12 protein-coding genes are annotated in these 18,066 nt (G+C 61.3%); 4 read left to right on the top strand and 8 right to left on the bottom strand.

Annotated elements, in window-relative coordinates:
- Both CYR55_RS21080 and gabP read left to right on the top strand, forming a co-directional pair.
- Positions 1-190 (top strand): aldehyde dehydrogenase family protein (locus CYR55_RS21080; RefSeq protein WP_146001016.1); only part of this gene is annotated, 190 nt, incomplete at its 5' end.
- Positions 191-313: 123 nt separating this feature from the next.
- A complete protein-coding gene (gene gabP / locus CYR55_RS21085) occupies positions 314-1,705 on the top strand; it encodes a GABA permease (RefSeq protein ID WP_101818311.1) in 1,392 nt (463 codons plus the stop codon).
- Positions 1,706-1,873: 168 nt separating this feature from the next.
- Here the strand turns inward: gabP and CYR55_RS21090 are convergent, their stop codons facing one another.
- Positions 1,874-2,431 (bottom strand): single-stranded DNA-binding protein, encoded by a 558-nt coding sequence (locus tag CYR55_RS21090; RefSeq protein WP_101818312.1) that lies wholly within the window; start codon positions 2,429-2,431, stop codon positions 1,874-1,876.
- Positions 2,432-2,709: 278 nt separating this feature from the next.
- Here CYR55_RS21090 and uvrA point away from each other — a divergent pair, with 278 nt between their 5' ends.
- Both uvrA and CYR55_RS21105 read left to right on the top strand, forming a co-directional pair.
- Positions 2,710-5,565, top strand: a complete 2,856-nt coding sequence (uvrA, locus tag CYR55_RS21100) for an excinuclease ABC subunit UvrA (RefSeq protein ID WP_101818313.1) — start codon at positions 2,710-2,712, stop codon at positions 5,563-5,565.
- 194 nt (positions 5,566-5,759) lie between these two features.
- Positions 5,760-6,839, top strand: coding sequence for a glycoside hydrolase 5 family protein (locus tag CYR55_RS21105; RefSeq protein WP_101818314.1), 1,080 nt, complete (start codon positions 5,760-5,762; stop codon positions 6,837-6,839).
- Positions 6,840-6,924: 85 nt separating this feature from the next.
- Here CYR55_RS21105 and CYR55_RS21110 read toward each other — a convergent pair whose 3' ends face one another.
- The 7 genes from CYR55_RS21110 to alr all read right to left on the bottom strand — a co-directional run bounded on the left by CYR55_RS21110 (position 6,925) and on the right by alr (position 18,063).
- Entirely contained in the window at positions 6,925-7,278 is a 354-nt protein-coding gene (locus CYR55_RS21110) for an MmcQ/YjbR family DNA-binding protein (RefSeq protein ID WP_101818315.1), read from the bottom strand.
- On the bottom strand, positions 7,275-7,697 hold the full coding sequence (locus tag CYR55_RS21115; protein WP_101818316.1) for a secondary thiamine-phosphate synthase enzyme YjbQ: 423 nt from the start codon (positions 7,695-7,697) through the stop codon (positions 7,275-7,277). Before CYR55_RS21115 ends, CYR55_RS21110 begins: the two co-directional genes overlap by 4 nt.
- A gap of 164 nt (positions 7,698-7,861) precedes the next feature.
- Positions 7,862-9,055: an amino acid aminotransferase gene (locus tag CYR55_RS21120; RefSeq protein WP_101818317.1), complete on the bottom strand. Its 1,194-nt coding sequence runs from the start codon at positions 9,053-9,055 to the stop codon at positions 7,862-7,864.
- Positions 9,056-9,118: 63 nt separating this feature from the next.
- A complete protein-coding gene (locus tag CYR55_RS21125; protein ID WP_101818357.1) occupies positions 9,119-9,739 on the bottom strand; it encodes a YitT family protein in 621 nt (206 codons plus the stop codon).
- A 311-nt stretch (positions 9,740-10,050) separates the two neighbouring features.
- Positions 10,051-10,518, bottom strand: coding sequence for an Lrp/AsnC family transcriptional regulator (locus CYR55_RS21130; protein WP_072933005.1), 468 nt, complete (start codon positions 10,516-10,518; stop codon positions 10,051-10,053).
- Positions 10,519-10,794: 276 nt separating this feature from the next.
- Entirely contained in the window at positions 10,795-16,152 is a 5,358-nt protein-coding gene (locus CYR55_RS21135) for an Ig-like domain-containing protein (RefSeq protein WP_165699639.1), read from the bottom strand.
- An 831-nt stretch (positions 16,153-16,983) separates the two neighbouring features.
- Entirely contained in the window at positions 16,984-18,063 is a 1,080-nt protein-coding gene (gene alr, locus CYR55_RS21140) for an alanine racemase (protein WP_101818319.1), read from the bottom strand.
- Positions 18,064-18,066: the final 3 nt, after the last annotated feature.

Genomic DNA, 18,066 nt, shown 5'->3' on the forward strand with positions numbered 1-18,066 from the left:
CCCCAACCGCCAGTGGCGGGTCAGCGAGGCGCTGGAGAGCGGCATGGTCGGGGTCAATACCGGCGCCATCTCCAATGAAGTTGCGCCGTTCGGCGGGGTGAAGCAGTCCGGGCTGGGCCGTGAAGGCTCGCGCTATGGGCTGGAGGAGTACCTCGAAATGAAATACCTCTGCTTTGACACCAGCGAGTAAACCGCCCCCGGGCGCACCGCGCCCGGTTCCGGCAGGCAGTGATTCACCGCACGACGCCATTAACCACATCACGACATTTTCCTGTTTGCGTGTAGGGCACAAACAGGAAAGTAAGGGAGTTTTATGAGCCAACCAGCCAGTGAATTAAATACCAACCTCAAGTCCCGCCACATCACCATGCTGTCGATTGGCGGTGTGATCGGTGCCGGTCTGTTTGTCGGCTCCGGCAGCGCCGTGGCGTTAGCAGGCCCGGCCGCTATTATCGCTTATGCCATCGCCGGGCTGCTGGTGGTGCTGATTATGCGGATGCTGGGCGAGATGGCCGCCGCCTCACCGGACAGCGGCTCCTTCTCCACCTACGCGGATCGCGCCATCGGCAAGTGGGCCGGGTACACCATCGGCTGGCTCTACTGGTGGTTCTGGGTGCTGGTGATCCCGCTCGAAGCCAACGTCGCCGCCACCATCCTGCACAGCTGGTTTGCCGGCGTCCCGGTCTGGACGTTTTCGTTGCTGATTACCCTGGCGCTGACCGGCAGCAACCTGCTGAACGTGAAAAATTACGGTGAGTTTGAGTTCTGGTTCGCGCTGACCAAAGTGATCGCCATTCTGGCGTTTATCGTGCTGGGTGCGCTGGCGCTGACCGGCGTGCTGCCGAAAGGCGAACATGCCGGGATCTCCCTGATGTGGAGCCAGGGCGGCTTTATGCCGCACGGCATGGGCGCGGTACTGGCCGCGGTGCTGATCACCATGTTCTCCTTTATGGGCACCGAGATCGTCACCATCGCCGCCGCCGAAACCGCCTCCCCGGCGGAGCATGTGGTGCGCTCCACCCGCTCGGTGATTGGCCGCATTTCGGTGTTCTACCTCGGCTCGATCTTTATGGTGGTGACGCTGGTGCCGTGGAACAGCCACGACCTGACCACCCTCGGCTCTTACCAGTCGGTGCTGGAATCGCTGCATATTCCGTATGCCAAACCGATCATGGACGGCATCATCCTGCTGGCAGTGTGCAGCTGCCTGAACTCCGCGCTCTATACCGCCTCACGGATGCTCTACTCCCTGAGCAAACGTGGTGACGCCCCGGCCGCTGCCCGTAAGATCAACAAAGTGAAAACCCCGTACATGGCGGTGATGCTCTCTACCGTCGCGGCCTTCCTGACGGTGGTCGCCAACTACTACGCGCCGAAAAACGTGTTCGATTTCCTGATCGCCAGCACCGGCTCCATCGCCCTGCTGGTCTATCTGGTGATTGCGGTGTCGCAGTTGCGGATGCGTACCCAACTGCATAAATCGCAGATGCCGATCCGCATGTGGGGCTACCCGTGGGTGACGCTGGCGGTGATTGCCTTTATCGTGGTGATGCTGACCTGCATGCTGTTTATGCCTGACCAGCGCGAACAGGTGCTCGCCACCCTGATCCTCGCCGCGGTGGTAGTCGCCAGCTCCTTCTGGGTACACCGCAAAAAACACGAGGTTCGCGCCCCCGCCGGGCAGATGGCGGCGTCACGGCGTTAACCCGGCAGGCGTTGCAACACATCGATACATAAAACAGAAAAAGCCCCGCGAGGGGCTTTTTTGACTCTGTTTTTTGTCTCTGGAACAGGGCATACGCTTTTTACATGACGGCCAAAAACAACAAAGCCCCTTTCGGGGCTTTGTGGGTAGTGCACGCACAACGCCTTATCAGAACGGGATGTCGTCGTCGAAATCCATCGGCGGTTCGTTGTTCATCGGGGCATTGTTCGAAGCACCGTGGTTCTGCTGCGGTGCCGGGCGGGACTGCTGGCCGCCGCTGAACTGGTTGTTATTCTGCTGCGGCTGCTGAGGCTGGCCCCAGCCGCCGTTGCCGCCGCCGGAAGCCTGGCCGCCGCCTGCCGGTGCACCGCCGCCCTGACGGCCGCCGAGCATCTGCATGGTGCCGCCCACGTTTACCACCACTTCGGTGGTGTATTTTTCCTGGCCGGACTGATCCGTCCATTTACGGGTTTGCAGGGAGCCTTCAATGTAGACCTGGGAACCCTTGCGCAGGTATTCACCCGCCACTTCCGCCAGTTTGCCGAACAGCACCACGCGGTGCCATTCTGTTTTCTCTTTCTGCTCGCCGGTGGCTTTGTCACGCCAGGATTCAGATGTTGCCAGGGTGATGTTCGCCACAGCGCCGCCACTCGGCATGTAGCGCACTTCCGGATCCTGGCCCAGATTCCCGACAAGAATCACTTTATTTACGCCTCTGCTGGCCATGTCGACTCTCCACAATGAGTTAATTTTTACGATACTAAACCAATCATTTTAGCACGCCACCGCGCCTGATCATACCTGCGAAGTGCGCCCCAGAATTGGATAGAGTATAAACAATCTTGCCTCATTATACTGGATATCCATTCAGGTTTTTTTGTGTCATAATTATACGTTTCGTACTTTCTGTGCCCCCTGCTTTTTCTTCCGGTGCATCGTCGCATCCCGCACCGGAAACCAGTGACCGGCATAGTGAGAGATCGTGTTTAATCCGGGAAATATGAATGGATAAGATCGAAGTTCGGGGCGCACGCACCCATAATCTCAAGAATATCAACCTGATCATCCCGCGCGACAAACTGATCGTTGTCACCGGCCTGTCTGGTTCGGGCAAATCCTCACTGGCTTTTGACACCCTGTACGCCGAAGGGCAGCGCCGTTACGTGGAGTCGCTGTCGGCTTACGCGCGCCAGTTCCTGTCATTGATGGAAAAGCCGGACGTTGACCATATCGAGGGGCTGTCACCGGCGATCTCGATTGAGCAGAAATCCACCTCGCACAACCCGCGCTCCACCGTGGGTACCATTACCGAGATCCATGACTACCTGCGCCTGTTGTTTGCCCGCGTGGGTGAGCCGCGCTGCCCGCAGCATGACGTGCCGCTGGCGGCGCAGACGGTGAGCCAGATGGTGGACAACGTGGTCACCCAGCCGGAGGGCCGCCGCCTGATGCTGCTGGCCCCGGTGGTGAAAGACCGTAAAGGCGAGCACACCAAAACGCTGGAGAACCTGGCGGCGCAGGGCTACATCCGCGCCCGTATCGACGGCGAAGTGTGTGACCTCTCCGACCCGCCGAAACTGGAGTTGCAGAAGAAGCACACCATCGAAGTGGTGGTTGACCGCTTCAAAGTGCGTGAGGATCTGGCGCAGCGCCTGGCCGAGTCGTTTGAGACGGCGCTGGAGCTGTCGGGCGGCACTGCCGTGGTGGCCGACATGGATGACGCCAACGCCCCTGAGCTGCTGTTCTCCGCGAACTTCGCCTGCCCGATCTGCGGCTACAGCATGCGTGAACTGGAACCGCGCCTGTTCTCCTTCAACAACCCGGCCGGTGCCTGCCCGACCTGTGACGGCCTGGGCGTGCAGCAGTTCTTCGACCCGGACCGCGTAGTGCAGAACCCGGAGCTGTCGCTGGCCGGCGGCGCGATCCGTGGCTGGGACCGCCGCAACTTCTACTATTTCCAGATGCTGCGCTCGCTGGCGGAGCACTACAAGTTTGATATTGAAGCCCCGTTTGAATCGCTGAGCGCCACGGTGCAGAAGGCGATCCTCAGCGGCTCCGGCCGTGAGACCATTGAGTTCAAATACATCAATGACCGGGGCGATACCTCGGTGCGCCGCCATCCGTTTGAAGGCGTGCTGAACAACATGGAACGCCGCTACAAAGAGACCGAGTCGTCGGCGGTGCGCGAAGATCTGGCGAAATACATCAGCAACCGCCCCTGCACCACCTGCCACGGCACCCGCCTGCGGGAAGAGGCGCGCCATGTGTTTGTGGAGAACACCACGCTGCCGGAGATTTCGGACTTCAGCATCGGCCACGCCATGACCTTCTTCCAGAACATGAAGCTCAGCGGCCAGCGCGCCAAGATTGCGGAAAAAGTGCTGAAAGAGATCGGCGACCGCCTGAAGTTCCTGGTTAATGTTGGCCTGAACTACCTGTCGCTGTCGCGTTCGGCGGAGACGCTCTCCGGCGGTGAGGCGCAGCGTATCCGCCTGGCGAGCCAGATTGGTGCCGGGCTGGTGGGCGTGATGTACGTGCTGGATGAGCCGTCCATCGGCCTGCACCAGCGCGACAACGAACGCCTGCTGGAGACGCTGATCCACCTGCGCGATCTCGGCAACACGGTGATTGTGGTGGAGCACGACGAAGACGCAATCCGCGCCGCCGACCACATCATTGACATCGGCCCCGGTGCCGGGGTGCATGGCGGCCAGGTGGTGGCCGAAGGCACGGCGGCGGACATCATGGCGAATGCCGACTCCCTGACCGGCCAGTTCCTCAGCGGCGAGCGGGAAATCTCCGTGCCGGTGGAGCGCGTGCCGGCTGACCCGTCGCGCGTGCTGAAGCTGGTGGGCGCGAAAGGCAACAACCTGAAAGATGTTACCCTGACGCTGCCGGTGGGGCTGTTCACCTGCATCACCGGGGTGTCCGGCTCCGGCAAGTCAACGCTGATTAACGACACGCTGTTCCCGATTGCGCAACGCCAGCTTAACGGTGCCACCATCATCGAACCGGCCCCATACCGTGAAGTGCACGGGCTGGATCAGTTCGACAAGGTGATCGACATCGACCAGAGCCCGATCGGCCGCACGCCACGCTCCAACCCGGCCACCTATACCGGCATCTTCACGCCGGTGCGTGAACTGTTCGCCGGGGTACCGGAATCCCGTACCCGCGGTTACACGCCGGGGCGGTTCAGCTTTAACGTGCGCGGTGGGCGCTGTGAGGCCTGCCAGGGCGACGGCGTGATCAAGGTGGAGATGCACTTCCTGCCGGACATCTACGTGCCGTGCGACCAGTGCCGCGGCAAGCGCTATAACCGTGAGACGCTGGAGATCCGCTACAAGGGCAAGAGCATCCACGAAGTGCTGGAGATGACCATCGAAGAGGCGCGCGAGTTCTTCGACGCGGTGCCGGCGCTGGCGCGTAAGCTCCAGACGCTGATCGACGTCGGCCTCTCCTACATCCGTCTGGGGCAGTCGGCCACCACGCTCTCCGGCGGGGAGGCGCAGCGCGTGAAACTGGCGCGTGAGCTGTCGAAACGCGGCACCGGGCAGACGCTCTACATTCTGGATGAGCCGACCACCGGCCTGCACTTCGCGGACATCGCCCAGCTGTTGCAGGTGCTGCATCAGCTGCGTGACCAGGGCAACACCATTGTGGTGATTGAACACAACCTGGATGTGATTAAAACCGCAGACTGGATTGTGGATCTGGGGCCGGAAGGCGGCAGCGGCGGCGGGGAGATTCTGGTCTCCGGCACACCGGAAACGGTGGCCGACTGCGAGGCGTCCCACACCGCCCGCTTCCTGAAGCCGATTCTGGCGCACCATCAGCAGAAGCAGAGAAAGTCTGCCTGATGAAGCCATCACCAGGCCACGCGATATTGCGTGGCCTTTTTTATCGGTTTAACGCGGTTTTCCCCGGTTTATGGCACAGAGTGCGGTAAAAAGCCGTGCTTTTCCCAGCAGGTTGCTACGCTCAAGTCTACAGAGACAGGATTGTTCTGCTCTGCCCCCTCCCACCGCTCAATCTATTTATCAGGAGCCCGGCAATGCGTCAGCAATGGAGTGAGCAACAAGCCAATGATTGGTACCAGCAACAGATATGGCCTTGCGGGTTTAATTACCTGCCGCGCACGGCCGTGAACTGGACTGAACTCTGGCAAGGCGACACCTTTGACCCACAGACCATTGATCAGGAACTTGGCTGGGCGCAGGCGGTAGGCTATAACCACCTGCGCATCAACCTGCCGTTTATTGTCTGGCAGGTGGACCGTGACGGCCTGCTGGCGCGGATTGACCACTTTCTGACGCTGGCGGAAAGCCACCAGATTAAGGTGATCCTGACGCTGCTGGATGACTGTGGCTTCTCCGGTGATGAGCCGTTCCTCGGGCCGCAAAAGCCCCCGGTGCCGGAGATCCACAACAGCCAGGCGGCTGCCAGCCCCGGCCGTCGCACGGTGATGAACCGCGAGTGGTGGCCGCAGATTGAGCACTATATCCGGGACGTTGTCCGCCATTTCCGCGACGATACGCGCGTATTTATGTGGGATCTCTATAACGAGCCGGGCAACCGGGCGATTTTTATCAGCCCGTCGGAGGAAGTGCTGTTTGAGCAGGAGCTGGAGACTTTCTCGCTGGAGCTGATGCATCACGTGTTTGACTGGGCGCGCGCCGAAGACCCGGCGCAGCCGCTCACCGTGGCGGCGTGGCACCTGCCGCTTAACCCCGGCCAGGCAACGCCGAGCTGGTACCAGCACCCGATTGACGTCGCGGCGGCGCAGCTTTCAGACATCATCACTTTCCACGCCTACGTGGACACCCCGGCGCTGCTGCCGATCCTCGGCTACTGGCAGCAGATGCGCCGCCCGGTGATGTGCACCGAGTGGCTGGCACGCCATATCGGCAGCCTGATGGAAGAGCAGCTCCCGCAGTTCCACACCCTGCGGGTCGGCTGTTACCAGTGGGGGCTGGTGCGCGGCAAAACCCAGACCTGGCTGCCGTGGCCGCTGATGCGCAAAGAGAAGCGCGACAATCCGCATCTCTGGTTCCACGATGTGTTTGACGAGCACGGCGTCCCGTTCCGCCAGACGGAGATGGATCTGATGCGTGAGTTAACCGGGCGGCCGTAGAATTTACCCCACCCGGCGGGCAGTGCGCGGTTAACCCCGCCGGTTAATTTACGCGCAGAACCTCGCCCCATCGCGCGGGGAGCCGTCAAACCCCCAGATCGTGCCGCACTGCTTCCGGCAGGCTCTCCACCACCAGTTGGTAGGAGCTGTCGATCAGGAAGTAAAACTGGGAATCGGGCAGATCGCCGTCAAGGAACAGGGTGTTCCAGTGCGCTTTGTTCAGGTGCTCGCCGGGGACGATATCCGGGTGTCTGGCTCGCAACTCTTCGGCCAGCTCCGGGCTGGTTTTCAGCGAGATCGCAGGCCGTTCCTGCACTGCGCTCACCATCGCAAACATCATGTCACCGACCTTGATCTGGTTGGCGTTCCATTGGTTATCTACGCTCTGTTCCGCGCCCGGCTTGGACATACAGTAGTCGAGCAGGTCCGAACTGTTCATTGTGTTTCTCCTTGTAAGGTAGCGACGATGCGGCGCTGGCCGCCGTGGTTGCGGTGCTCACCCAGCCAGATGCCCTGCCAGGTGCCCAGCAGCAGTTTCCCATGCTGTACCGGCAGCGTCAGTGACACGCCCAGCAGCGAGGATTTGATGTGGGCGGGCATATCATCCGGCCCTTCATAATCGTGCTGGTAGTCGGCGTTTTCCGGCACCTGCCGCAGGAAATGGTGCTCCATATCTGCACGCACGGTGGGATCGCAATTCTCATTCAGGGTCAGCGAGGCGGACGTGTGCATAAGCAACAGGTGCAACAGGCCGGTCTCCAGCTGCGCTAACCTGTCCAGTTTGCCGGTCACCTCATCGGTGATCAGGTGAAACCCACGCGCTCTGGCGCTCAGGGTCAGGGTTTGCTGATGCCACATACATCCTCCATTTTTCACTCGGTTCCCTAAGTGTGCATCAACTGAGTGAAAGATAAAGGCGACGGGCGGAATATATCGGCATGGGGACGTAAAGAGAGGGCGTAAAGGCGGGCGGCGCGGTAAAGGCAGGAAGCCGGCAGGCCGGGCGGCCTGCCGGTATAGGGTTACTGCACGGCGGCGAAGGCGTCGGCCACCCGTTGCACGTTGCCGTGGTTCAGCCCGGCCATGCAGACGCGGCCGCTGGCGATCAGGTAGACGCCGAACTCATTACGCAGGCGATCCACCTGCGCTTCGCTGAAGCCGGTGTAGCTGAACATGCCGCGCTGCGCCAGCAGGTAGCTGAAGTCACGCCCCGGCAGGGAGGTCTTCAGGCTGGCCACCAGCGTTTCACGCATCTCCAGGATGCGGGTGCGCATCGCTTCCACTTCTGCCAGCCACTGGGCTTTCAGATCGGCGTCATTCAGCACTTTCGCCACCACCTGCGCGCCGAAGTTCGGCGGGCTGGAGTAGTTGCGGCGCACGGTGGCTTTGAGCTGGCCCAGCACGCGGGCGGCGGCGTCATCGCTTTCGCACACCACTGACAGGCCACCGACGCGCTCGCCATACAGCGAGAAGATTTTAGAGAAGGAGTTGCTGACCAGGCACGGCAGCCCGGCACGTGCCATTTCACGGATGGCGTAGGCGTCGTCGTCCATACCGCCGCCAAAACCCTGGTAGGCGATGTCGAGGAACGGGATCAGCTCACGCGCTTTGACCAGCGCAATCACCTCGTCCCACTCGGCGTGGGTCAGGTCAGCGCCGGTCGGGTTGTGGCAGCACGGGTGCAGCAGCACGATGCTTTTCGGCGGCAGCTGTTGCAGGCTTTCCAGCATCGCCGGGACGTTCACGCCCAGGCGCTCTGCGTCGTAGTACGGGTAGGTGTGCACGTTGAAGCCCGCGCCCGCGAAGATGGCGATGTGGTTTTCCCAGGTCGGGTCACTGACCCATACTTCGGAGTCCGGGAAGTAGCGCTTGAGGAAATCCGCGCCCACTTTCAGCGCGCCGGAGCCGCCCACCGTCTGGATGGTGGCGATGCGCCCCTGTGCCAGCATCGGGTGGTCGTCACCAAACAGCAGCGTCTGGATGGCGGCACGGTAACCCGCCAGCCCTTCCATCGGCAGGTAAACAGAGGCACCGTGCGGCGTGTTCGCCAGCACCTTCTCCGCCTGCTCAACGGCCTGCATCTGCGGGATCACACCCTGCTCGTTATAGTAAAGCCCGATGCTCAGGTTAACCTTCTGTTCTCTCGGATCCAGTTTGAAACTTTCCATCAGCGACAGGATGGGATCACCCGCATAGGCATCAACATTGTGGAACACGGTGCTGCACTCCTTGAATTGTCTGGTCTGGCTTTATGAAGGGGCGGTGTTATGCGCCTCTGTTTATACGCTGTAGCGGCCGGGGCGATGGTTCATGGCGATGATCAGGTTCAGCAGGAAGGCACCCGCAATGGAGGCCAGCAGCATCGGCAGGCTCACCACAAACAGTGACGCCAGCACAATCACCGCATCCACGCCCATCTGAAATTTCCCGGCACGGATACCATATTTGTCCTGTAGGAAAAGTGCCAGGATATTTACCCCGCCCAGGCTCGCTTTGTGGCGGAATAACACAATAAACCCGATGCCCATGATCATATTGCCGAACAGCGTGGCGTAAAACGGCTGCAAATGGTCAACGTGGATGAACAGCGGGTGCAGGCCGGAAAACAGCGACACCAGCCCGACCGCGCAGAAGGTTTTCAGGGTGAACTGCCAACCCATGCGGCGGATCGCCAGCCAGTAGAACGGCAGGTTGATCAGGAAAAAGGCGGTGCCGAACGAAACGTGGGTCAGGTAGTGCAGCAGGAACGCCATCCCGGCGGTGCCGCCGGTGAGTGCGCCGGACTGGCGCAGCAGGATCACGCCGAACGAGACCATCAGTGTGCCCATCACAATCGCCAGCACATCTTCCAGCAGAGTATGGGACACGTTTTGCGGTTCAGGGGTAATGACATTATCCATCGGGTCGGTCACTTCATCAGATAAGGGGGCAGCCGGGCTGCGGACCCCTTTATTCAGCAAAAAGCGCGCCAGATTTGTAGGAAACAGCGCCCTCGCCGCTGGTTTCAGAGGAAGCGGCGCTTTTCTGATTTTCCGCAGTCAGCAATCTCTTGTTAACATTCGACATCCTGCGGCAACATCTTTTGCATCCCTTCCCTGCTTTATGCGCAGATTGCGCAGTTTTTCCCTCTATGCCACACAGAACCCGCACAATCTCCGCTTATTACGCACCGTTTTCGCGCACGCCCGGCACCAAAACGGTGCAACGCACCTCACTGAGGCGGTGTCAGTAACCCGTTCTCTTTAAGCCGGTTCAGTACCACCGAGGTCTTGATATGGGCGACACTTTCATGGCTTGAGAGGATTTTGCTGATGAGATCGCTTAAACCGGCCAGATCCGCCACTGCCACCTTCAGCAGGTAATCGGCATCGCCGGTAGTTTTATAGGCGTCGATAATTGCGTCCACTTCGCCGAGCATGGTGTGGAAGCTCGCCACATAGGGCGGCGTGTGGTTAATCAGCCGCACCTCAATCAGCCCGATCATCCCCAGCCCCACCGCTTCCGGTGCCAGCCGCGCATGGTAACCGAGGATAAGCTGCGCCTGCTCCAGGCTGATGCGGCGGCGCGAACACTGTGACGCCGACAGCCCCACCAGCTCGCTCAGCTCCTGATTGGTCAGCCGCCCGTTGCCCTGTAACAGGGTCAGAATTTTCAAATCGAAATCGTCAATGTTGTACATCATCCCGGCCTGTTTTTTTGGAGGGTTATAGGGTGTGGGTGGTCACACAGCCTACCTGTTTTTCAGCCGTGGGCGCTGCGTCTTTAACGCCTGGAACGGAAAACGGGCGATCCCACTGAGTCGCCGCCGCTTTTCCCACATAACTGTGTACCGTCAGGGGATTTTGCGGCCGGAAGATCGCGCGGGTCACCCGGTTTTGCCAAAAAAAGCCCTTCCACGGGAGGGCGTGGAAGGGCAGCAGAGGTACATTTTTTTCCCTTTCAGCCAGGGATATTCTTATTCACCCCCGCATACATAGGCCGCTGGGGTGGTTTCTGGGTATGAATTCTGCACGCCCAATGAGAGGTCAGACGCGAAGTAGTAGTTGGCCTGCGAGAGATCGCTTTCATTGGTCCAGTAGTCACTGGAGGTATCCCAGTTATAGGCGCTCATATTGCCCCACAAGCTGACCAGGCTGCTCATATTGCCCAGTGTCGGCAACCCACCGTTGCCTACGCATGCGGCCACCGCAGTGGGATGATCGCCCTGCGTACTGGAACCGGCAGTGTTGAACCAGCTGACGAAGTTCCAGTTCTCCGTGACCACCTGCTGGGTCAGGTTGTCGGTGATGGTAATGGTGAGCGCGCCGTCTCCGGGGTTGCTGTTGAAGGTGACGGTGCCGTCATTGTCTACCGTTAACGCCGGGTTACTGCTTGCCCAGCTCAGGTTGCCCGATCCCCCGGCCAGCGTGATGTGGAAGCTCGCCCCCGGCCAGGCGATGCCCGGCCCCTGCCCGAAGGTTTTGCCGTTGGCATTGCCGCCGTTGGCATCCACCGCTTCACGCGACACCACCACGATCGGCGTGGTGAAGCTGACGTTGGCAGCGGCGGTTTTCGCCGGGTTCGGGTCCAGCGTCGCCGTGAGCACCACGGCGGGCAGCGTAGTGGCGCTGCGCACGGTGGCCGTGCCGTTGCCGCTTGCGTCCAGCGTTACCGGGCTGCCGGTAACGCTCACCGCGGGGTTATCCGCCGTCAGGGTGACAGTACCGACAATCGGATTGCCGAATGCATCTACCACCGATACCGCCACCGGGTTGTCGCTGTCGGTGGTGTAGATGCCGTTGCCGGACGGCGTCAGTGTGACCACCGCAGTGTTCAGATCCGGCACGAACTGGTACGGCCCGCCGGTGCCGGTCACGCCGTTACTCAGGCGCGCCGCCACTGCTGTGGCCGTGCCTGCCTGCTGGCTGGTGAGGTTGAAGGTCACCTGCCCGTTGGCGTCGGTGGTGCCGCCCGGTACCGAGAGCTGGCCGAAGTCGGTGGTGTAGGTCACCGGCAGATCCGGCAGCACGTTGTTGTTGGCATCGCGCACTGTGGCAGTGACGATAACCGGCGTGACGCCATCTGCCGGGACGGTGCTGGTATTGGCCTGCACCGTGACCACGGCGGTGGAGATGTCCGCCGTGAAGGTCACCGGATCGGCCCCGGTTGCCGTGCCGTTCAGGGTCGCGGTGAGGTTCGCCACCCCGGCCGCCAGGCTGCTCAGGCTCACGGTCAGTACGCCGTCACTGCCGGTATTGCCGCCGGGGGCGGAGAGCGTGCCGAGCGAGCTATTCCAGGTGATCGCCTGATCCGCCACCGGGTTGCTGTTGGCGTCGAGCACCGTGGCGGTGTAAGTCACGCTGTCGCTGCCGTTGGCAATCGCGGTGGTGCGGTCTACCGTCAGGCTGGCGATGTTGGCGGTAGAGGCGTCAGCGATAAAGGCGGCCGCTGGGGCACCCACTGCCGTTCCGCCGTTGACGCTGCCGCTGACCGCCACCGGCCCCGCCTGGGTGCTCACCAGCGGCAGCACCACCTGCCCGGCGGCGTTGGTCTGCCCGGTACCGCCGCTGCCGAAGGTGCCGCGATCGGTGACCAGCGTTACCGTCTGGTTGGCCAGCAGGTTGCCGTTGGCATCCGCGACGGTGGCGGTGTAGGTCAGCGGGTCGGTGCCGTTCGCCACTGCCGTGGTTTTGTCCACTGTGAGCGAGGTGATCTGCGCCGTCCCGGCATCTGCTGCGAAGGTCACCACCGGTGCGGCCGAGGCTGTGCCGCCGCTGAGCTGCGCGTTAACCTGCGCCGGCCCGGCGGTGGTGCTGCTCAGGGTGATGGTTGCCAGCCCATCCGCGCCGGTGCTGCTCTGCGCGCCCGCCAGGGTACCGAGGGTGGTGGCCCAATTTACCGCGATATCAGAGAGCGGGTTATTATTGGCGTCAGTCACGGTCGCGGTGTAGGTCACGGCATCGCTGCCGTTCGCCAGCGCCGTGGTTCTGTCCACCGTCACCGTACTTATCCGCGCGGTGGAGGGGTCGGCGGTAAAGGCCGCCGGGGTCGCGGTAATGGATGCACCGTTCGCCAGCGAGGCCCCGGCATTAATCGTGCCCGCTACCGTGCTGGTCGCCGTGGTCTGTGCCTGCCCGGCGGCGTTTGTCACTGCGGTGAGGGTACCCAGCGTGCCGAGGTTGGTGGTGAAGGTCACCGTCTGCCCGGGCACCGGGTTATCATTGATGTCCCGGACGTTGGCGGTATAGGTGATGGTGTCGCTGCCGTTTGCCAGCGCAGTGGATTTGTCATGCGAGATACTGGCGATGGTGACGGTGGCCGGGTCGCCGGTAAAGGTTACCTCTTCCGCCACCCTGGCGGCACTGCTGCCGACTTGCGCATTCACCACGGCTGCCCCGGCTTGCAGGCTGGTGAGGGTGATGGTGGCGGTGCCGTCCGGCCCGGTGGTGCTGGTGGGCGCGGAGAGCGTGGCGAAATTGGTCGTCCAGCTCACGGTCTGGTTAGCCACCGGGTTGCCCTGCGCATCGGTCACCGTCGCGGTGTAGATCGCCTGATCGGTGCCGTTCGCCAGTACCAGTCGTTTATCCACGGTGAGTGCGGTGACGGTGGCGCTGCTGGTATCGGCGGTAAAGGTCACGGTCTGCGCGGTTTTTGCCGGCTGGTTCGGGATGGTGGCAGAGACAATCGCCTCGCCGCGTTCGGTACTGGTCAGCGTGGTGAGGTAATGCCCCTGGGCGTTGGTGACGCCGGTGGGTGCCGCCAGCGTGCCGCGATCGGTGTTCAGCGTGATCGCCACACCGCTTACCGGGTTGTTATTGGCGTCCAGCACCAGCGCGTCGTAGGTCACCGGGTCACTGCCGTTGGCGATGGCGGTGAGCTTATCCGGCGTCAGCGTGCTGACCACCGCGGTGGACGGATCGCCGCTGAAGGTGATCGGATCAGCAGTGATCGCCGCATTATTGCCGAGCCGCGCCGACACCAGCGCACTGCCCGCCGCCGCACTGGTCAACGTAATACTGCTGGTGCCGTTTGCGCCGGTGGTGGTGCTCCCGGCAGACATATTGCCGAGCGTGGTCGCCCAGTTCACGGTCTGCGCCGGGATCAGGTTGCCGTTGGCATCCACCACCGTCACGGTGAGGGTGACAGCGTCCGCGCCGTTGGCCAGCGCCTGGGTTTTATCTTCGGTTATCTGGCTGAAGGTGGCGGTGGCGGCATCCGGCACGAACAGCACCGGCGGTGCCTGCACCGGCTCGGAACCCGTTGGTTGCCCCGCCAGGCTCACCTGCGCACTCTCTATTGCCACCCCGGCCTGGGTACTGGTCAGCGTCACGGTGGCAATGCCCTCTTCATTGGTGGTGCTGGCCGGCGCGGCATCCTCACCGAGCGAGGTGGCCCAGCGCACCAGTACCCCCTTCACTGGCTGATCGTTGTCATCCAGTACGCGGGCGCTGTAGATAACCGGGTCTTCCCCGTTGGCGATCGCCCGGTTCTTATTCACCGTCAGGCTGACGATCCGTGCATTACGCACTGCCACGGTTTCATTCACCGTAACGGCAGCCAGTGTCACCTCACCTACTGACGGCGTCACCACCACACTGCCGGGGTTGTTGCCGGCGGTGAGCAGCACCTGATAGACGCCCGGCGCGGTTTCATTGACGTTGCCGAGCCGGGCTGCGATCGCCGGTTGGGTGCTGCTGTCGGTGAGGGTTTCCGCCAGGGAGAATTTCAGGTCGGCCCCCAGCCCGGAGACCGGATTGCCCTCGGTGTCCACCACTTTCACCTCCACCAGCGAGGTGCTCTGGCCGTCGGCCATAATGTCGGTGGGGGTGGCGGTGGTGGTGGATTTCACATTATCGATCGCCGCGCCGTTTACGGTGATCAGCGACGAGGCGCTATTGGAGCGGTTGCCTTTGCTGTCCGCCGCGATGCCGGAAAGCGGGTAGCTGTTCGGGCTGCCGTCATATTTGAACGACGGCATTTTCACCTGATAGCGCCCGCCGCCGAGATCGACCACCGCGCCGCCCGCGGCCACCAGTTCACTCTGCTGCCACTCAATGCGTGACAGCGCATATTTCGATTGCAGGGTATAGCCGATGTCATACAACTGCCCGCTGCGGCCGCTGATTTCCGGCGGCAGGCCGAGGGTGATCAGGATCTTTTTGCGGAACTCCATCACGATCTCGTTGTTGCGGTCCACCAGATCAAGCCGGCTGCCCGCCAGGCTGCGCTTCAGCGCCACATTTTCTGACGAGACCTGTTCATCCCACGGCACGCCGAAGGTGTAGTTAAACATCATGCTGTAGCGGGTGTCGTCCATCCCGCCTTTGCCCTGGCGGTAGTCCACACCGAAACTCACCAGCGGTACCGGGGTGTAGTTCACCCCAACGGTGATGGCGTGCGGATCTTTCTGCCGGTTGTCGATGCCGAACAGCGCCACGCTGTTACCGTAGTACTGTTCATACGCCAGTTTGCCGCCCACCTGCGGATAGGCCGGAATATAGCCCTGCGCCATCACGTCCCAGCCGTTGGCCGGGCGCTCCTCATAATCTTCCAGCTCTTTGGAATCCACCCAGTTAGTGAGGCGCATATAGACGTTGGTGGAGAGTTTCAGGTAGTCGCGCCACGCCTCCAGCCCCAGCCCCATGCGGGCATTATTGTTGGTGATTTCCTGGTCGTAGAAAGCGTTGTAACCGAACATCCAGCCGTTGTCGGTAAAGTGGCGCTGGCCGAAGCCGAGGTTGGCGATCACCCGGTCGCTGACGTCACGCACGCCGAACTGGGTGAAGAAGATGCGTGAGCGGCTCTGCCAGAGCGGGGAGAGCATATCCAGCGAGCTGCTGTCGAGGTCACTGCCGTCAGCCACCGCCAGGTTGGCGCGCACGGTGCCGAACTGGCTGAGCCAGCCCTCTACGGTGGAGGTGGCGGCCTGCGCGGCCTGCGCCTGCACAAAGTTCTGGGCAGCGTCACCGTTGCTGTAGCGGCCGCCGGTGGCCTGGCCGAAGGCTTTGGCCTGCTGGGCGAAGACGCGCTCATCCGGCGCTTTTTCCTCACTGAGCGGGGTGCCGCCCAGTTGCGGCAGCGCCTGATCGCGCTCACTCATCGGGATCAGCAGAATATCGCCGCCGCTGAGACGCAGCATCGCCTCGCGGTTGGGCTGGCGGTACTGGTTCAGTTTCCAGAGGTCGTCCAGGGTCAGGTGTTTACGCTGGGCCACCAGCGTCGCATTTTCACCGGGCTGCAGGGTGTACATACTGGCGCGGCTGAGGGTCTGCTCCTCCAGCTGCACGCCCGGCCGGGGGGCGGGGGCGGCGCGTGCCTGGAGCGGCAGCAACATAAGTAACAGCTGAAGGAAAATTTGCAGCCATGCGGTGCACAGCAACAGACAGCGATGCGCGCGCACCGCCCCAAGAAGAGACGTGCCGGAGGAAAGGTTCATTGTTATATCCCACCCTGTTTACCGAATTTAAAATAAAGCTGGCCCGCGTCTTTATCAGCACGCACTCACACGGGAATAAGCGACCGGTTAATTCCGGCCGCTTCTGGAAAACAGACCACTGCATATAAAGGCGATGAATAGCCGGCACCGCCCGGCACCACAAGAAAAGGTAAACGTAACAAGATTTATCTGACCATAAACGTATAGTCTTTAATTAATGCTGTCAAACGTCACTGTTTATTTTTAACGCCGTTTTCTGTGCTGTGTTAATTTCTCTGCACGGCGCGCACCGGCACAAGAAATCTTTTATCAAGCTACAGCAACTACTTGTTTTTTAAAAATTAATAAAGTCTTAATTTTATCCTTATTTCAATTAACGCTCTATTTCTGTGAAAAGTTTAGAGACATTAACCGGGAATAAAAATCAGGCTCACTTCACATTTTTATCCGCATAAGCGGAACGGCTATTAATAATTTAATCGTGACGCAAAAAATAAACTTAATCATTCCCCTGCTGACTGGTTACGCCTGTTAATCATCCCGGTTTTATCATGTTAAATTCAAGCCGCTAATGTAATTAATAAAAATGCCCTGATAGGGAGGAAAGCAAGCTACGCGGATAAAGATCGATAAGAGGGGGCGCACGGCGGGAAATAAAAAGCGTTAAAGGGGATAAATAAACAGGCGGCTCGGGGCCGCCTGGGAAAATTTTCACTCACCGGAAGCCATCTATTCTTCCAGGTACTCCATCGCCACGCGCGATGTCAGTTTGGTAATCAGTTCATAGGCGCTGATGCCGGTCGCGGCGGCCACGCGCTCAACCGGCAGCACGTCGCCCCAGAGGATCGCATCATCCCCGACCCGATCCTGGGCATCCGGGCCGAGATCGACCGAGATCATGTCCATCGACACCCGGCCGACAATCGCCACCTCGCGCCCGTTGATCCACACCGGCGTGCCGGTCGGCGCGCTGCGCGGGTAGCCGTCACCGTAGCCGATGGCGATCACACCGAGGCGGGTGTCACGCTCACTCTGCCAGATGCCGTTATAGCCGACCGGCTCACCGGCGCGGTGTTCCCGCACTGCGATCAGGCTGGCTTTCAGCGTCATCGCCGGGTGGAAACCGTGGTCTGCGGCCTGGCCCTGCGCCAGCGGCGACACGCCGTACAGCACAATACCGGGCCGCACCCAGTGCCGGTGCGCGTCCGCCCACAGCAGAATGCCGCCGGACGCGGCGATCGACTGTTCGCCCGGTTTGCCCTGGACGAAGCGGTCAAAACAGGCGAGCTGGTCAAGCGTGGTGCGCTTTTCCGGCTCATCCGCGCTGCTGAAGTGGCTCATGATGTTGACCGGCCGGCTGACGTTGCGGCAGGCGCACAGGCGGCGGTAGAAGGCCTCCGCCTCCTCCGGGCGCACACCGAGGCGGTGCATGCCGCTGTCGAGCTTCATCCAGACTTTCACCGGCCGCGGCAGATCCGCCTGTTCCAGCGCCTGAAGCTGCTCCTCGCTGTGCACGGCGGTGTCGATGTTATTCGCCACCAGCACCGGCAGGTCATCCGCACTGAAGAAGCCCTCCAGCAGCAGGATCGGTTTCACGATGCCGCCGGAGCGCAGGGTCAGCGCCTCGCCGATGCGCGCCACGCCGTAGCAGTCGGCGTCTTGCAGGGTGTGCGCCGTTTCCAGCAGCCCATGCCCGTAGGCATTGGCTTTGACCACGGCCACCAGATGGCTTTGCGGGGCCAGACGGCGCACCTGTTGCAGGTTATGCCGCAGGGCGCGGCGGTCAATCACCGCGGTTGCCGCTTTCATGTC

It is taken from the genome of Chimaeribacter californicus (assembly GCF_002858675.1).
GTDB lineage: Bacteria > Pseudomonadota > Gammaproteobacteria > Enterobacterales > Enterobacteriaceae > Chimaeribacter > Chimaeribacter californicus.

Bases quoted from the DNA above. Each gene is read 5' to 3' on its own strand.
- CYR55_RS21125 (WP_101818357.1), bottom strand. From the start codon at position 9,739: ATGGATAATGTCATTACCCCTGAACCGCAAAACGTGTCCCATACTCTG.
- CYR55_RS21135 (WP_165699639.1), bottom strand. From the start codon at position 16,152: ATGTTGCTGCCGCTCCAGGCACGCGCCGCCCCCGCCCCCCGGCCGGGC.
- CYR55_RS21115 (WP_101818316.1), bottom strand. From the start codon at position 7,697: ATGTGGCATCAGCAAACCCTGACCCTGAGCGCCAGAGCGCGTGGGTTT.
- CYR55_RS21130 (WP_072933005.1), bottom strand. From the start codon at position 10,518: ATGTACAACATTGACGATTTCGATTTGAAAATTCTGACCCTGTTACAG.
- gabP (WP_101818311.1), top strand. From the start codon at position 314: ATGAGCCAACCAGCCAGTGAATTAAATACCAACCTCAAGTCCCGCCAC.
- CYR55_RS21110 (WP_101818315.1), bottom strand. From the start codon at position 7,278: ATGAACAGTTCGGACCTGCTCGACTACTGTATGTCCAAGCCGGGCGCG.
- uvrA (WP_101818313.1), top strand. From the start codon at position 2,710: ATGGATAAGATCGAAGTTCGGGGCGCACGCACCCATAATCTCAAGAAT.
- CYR55_RS21090 (WP_101818312.1), bottom strand. From the start codon at position 2,431: ATGGCCAGCAGAGGCGTAAATAAAGTGATTCTTGTCGGGAATCTGGGC.
- alr (WP_101818319.1), bottom strand. From the start codon at position 18,063: ATGAAAGCGGCAACCGCGGTGATTGACCGCCGCGCCCTGCGGCATAAC.
- CYR55_RS21105 (WP_101818314.1), top strand. From the start codon at position 5,760: ATGCGTCAGCAATGGAGTGAGCAACAAGCCAATGATTGGTACCAGCAA.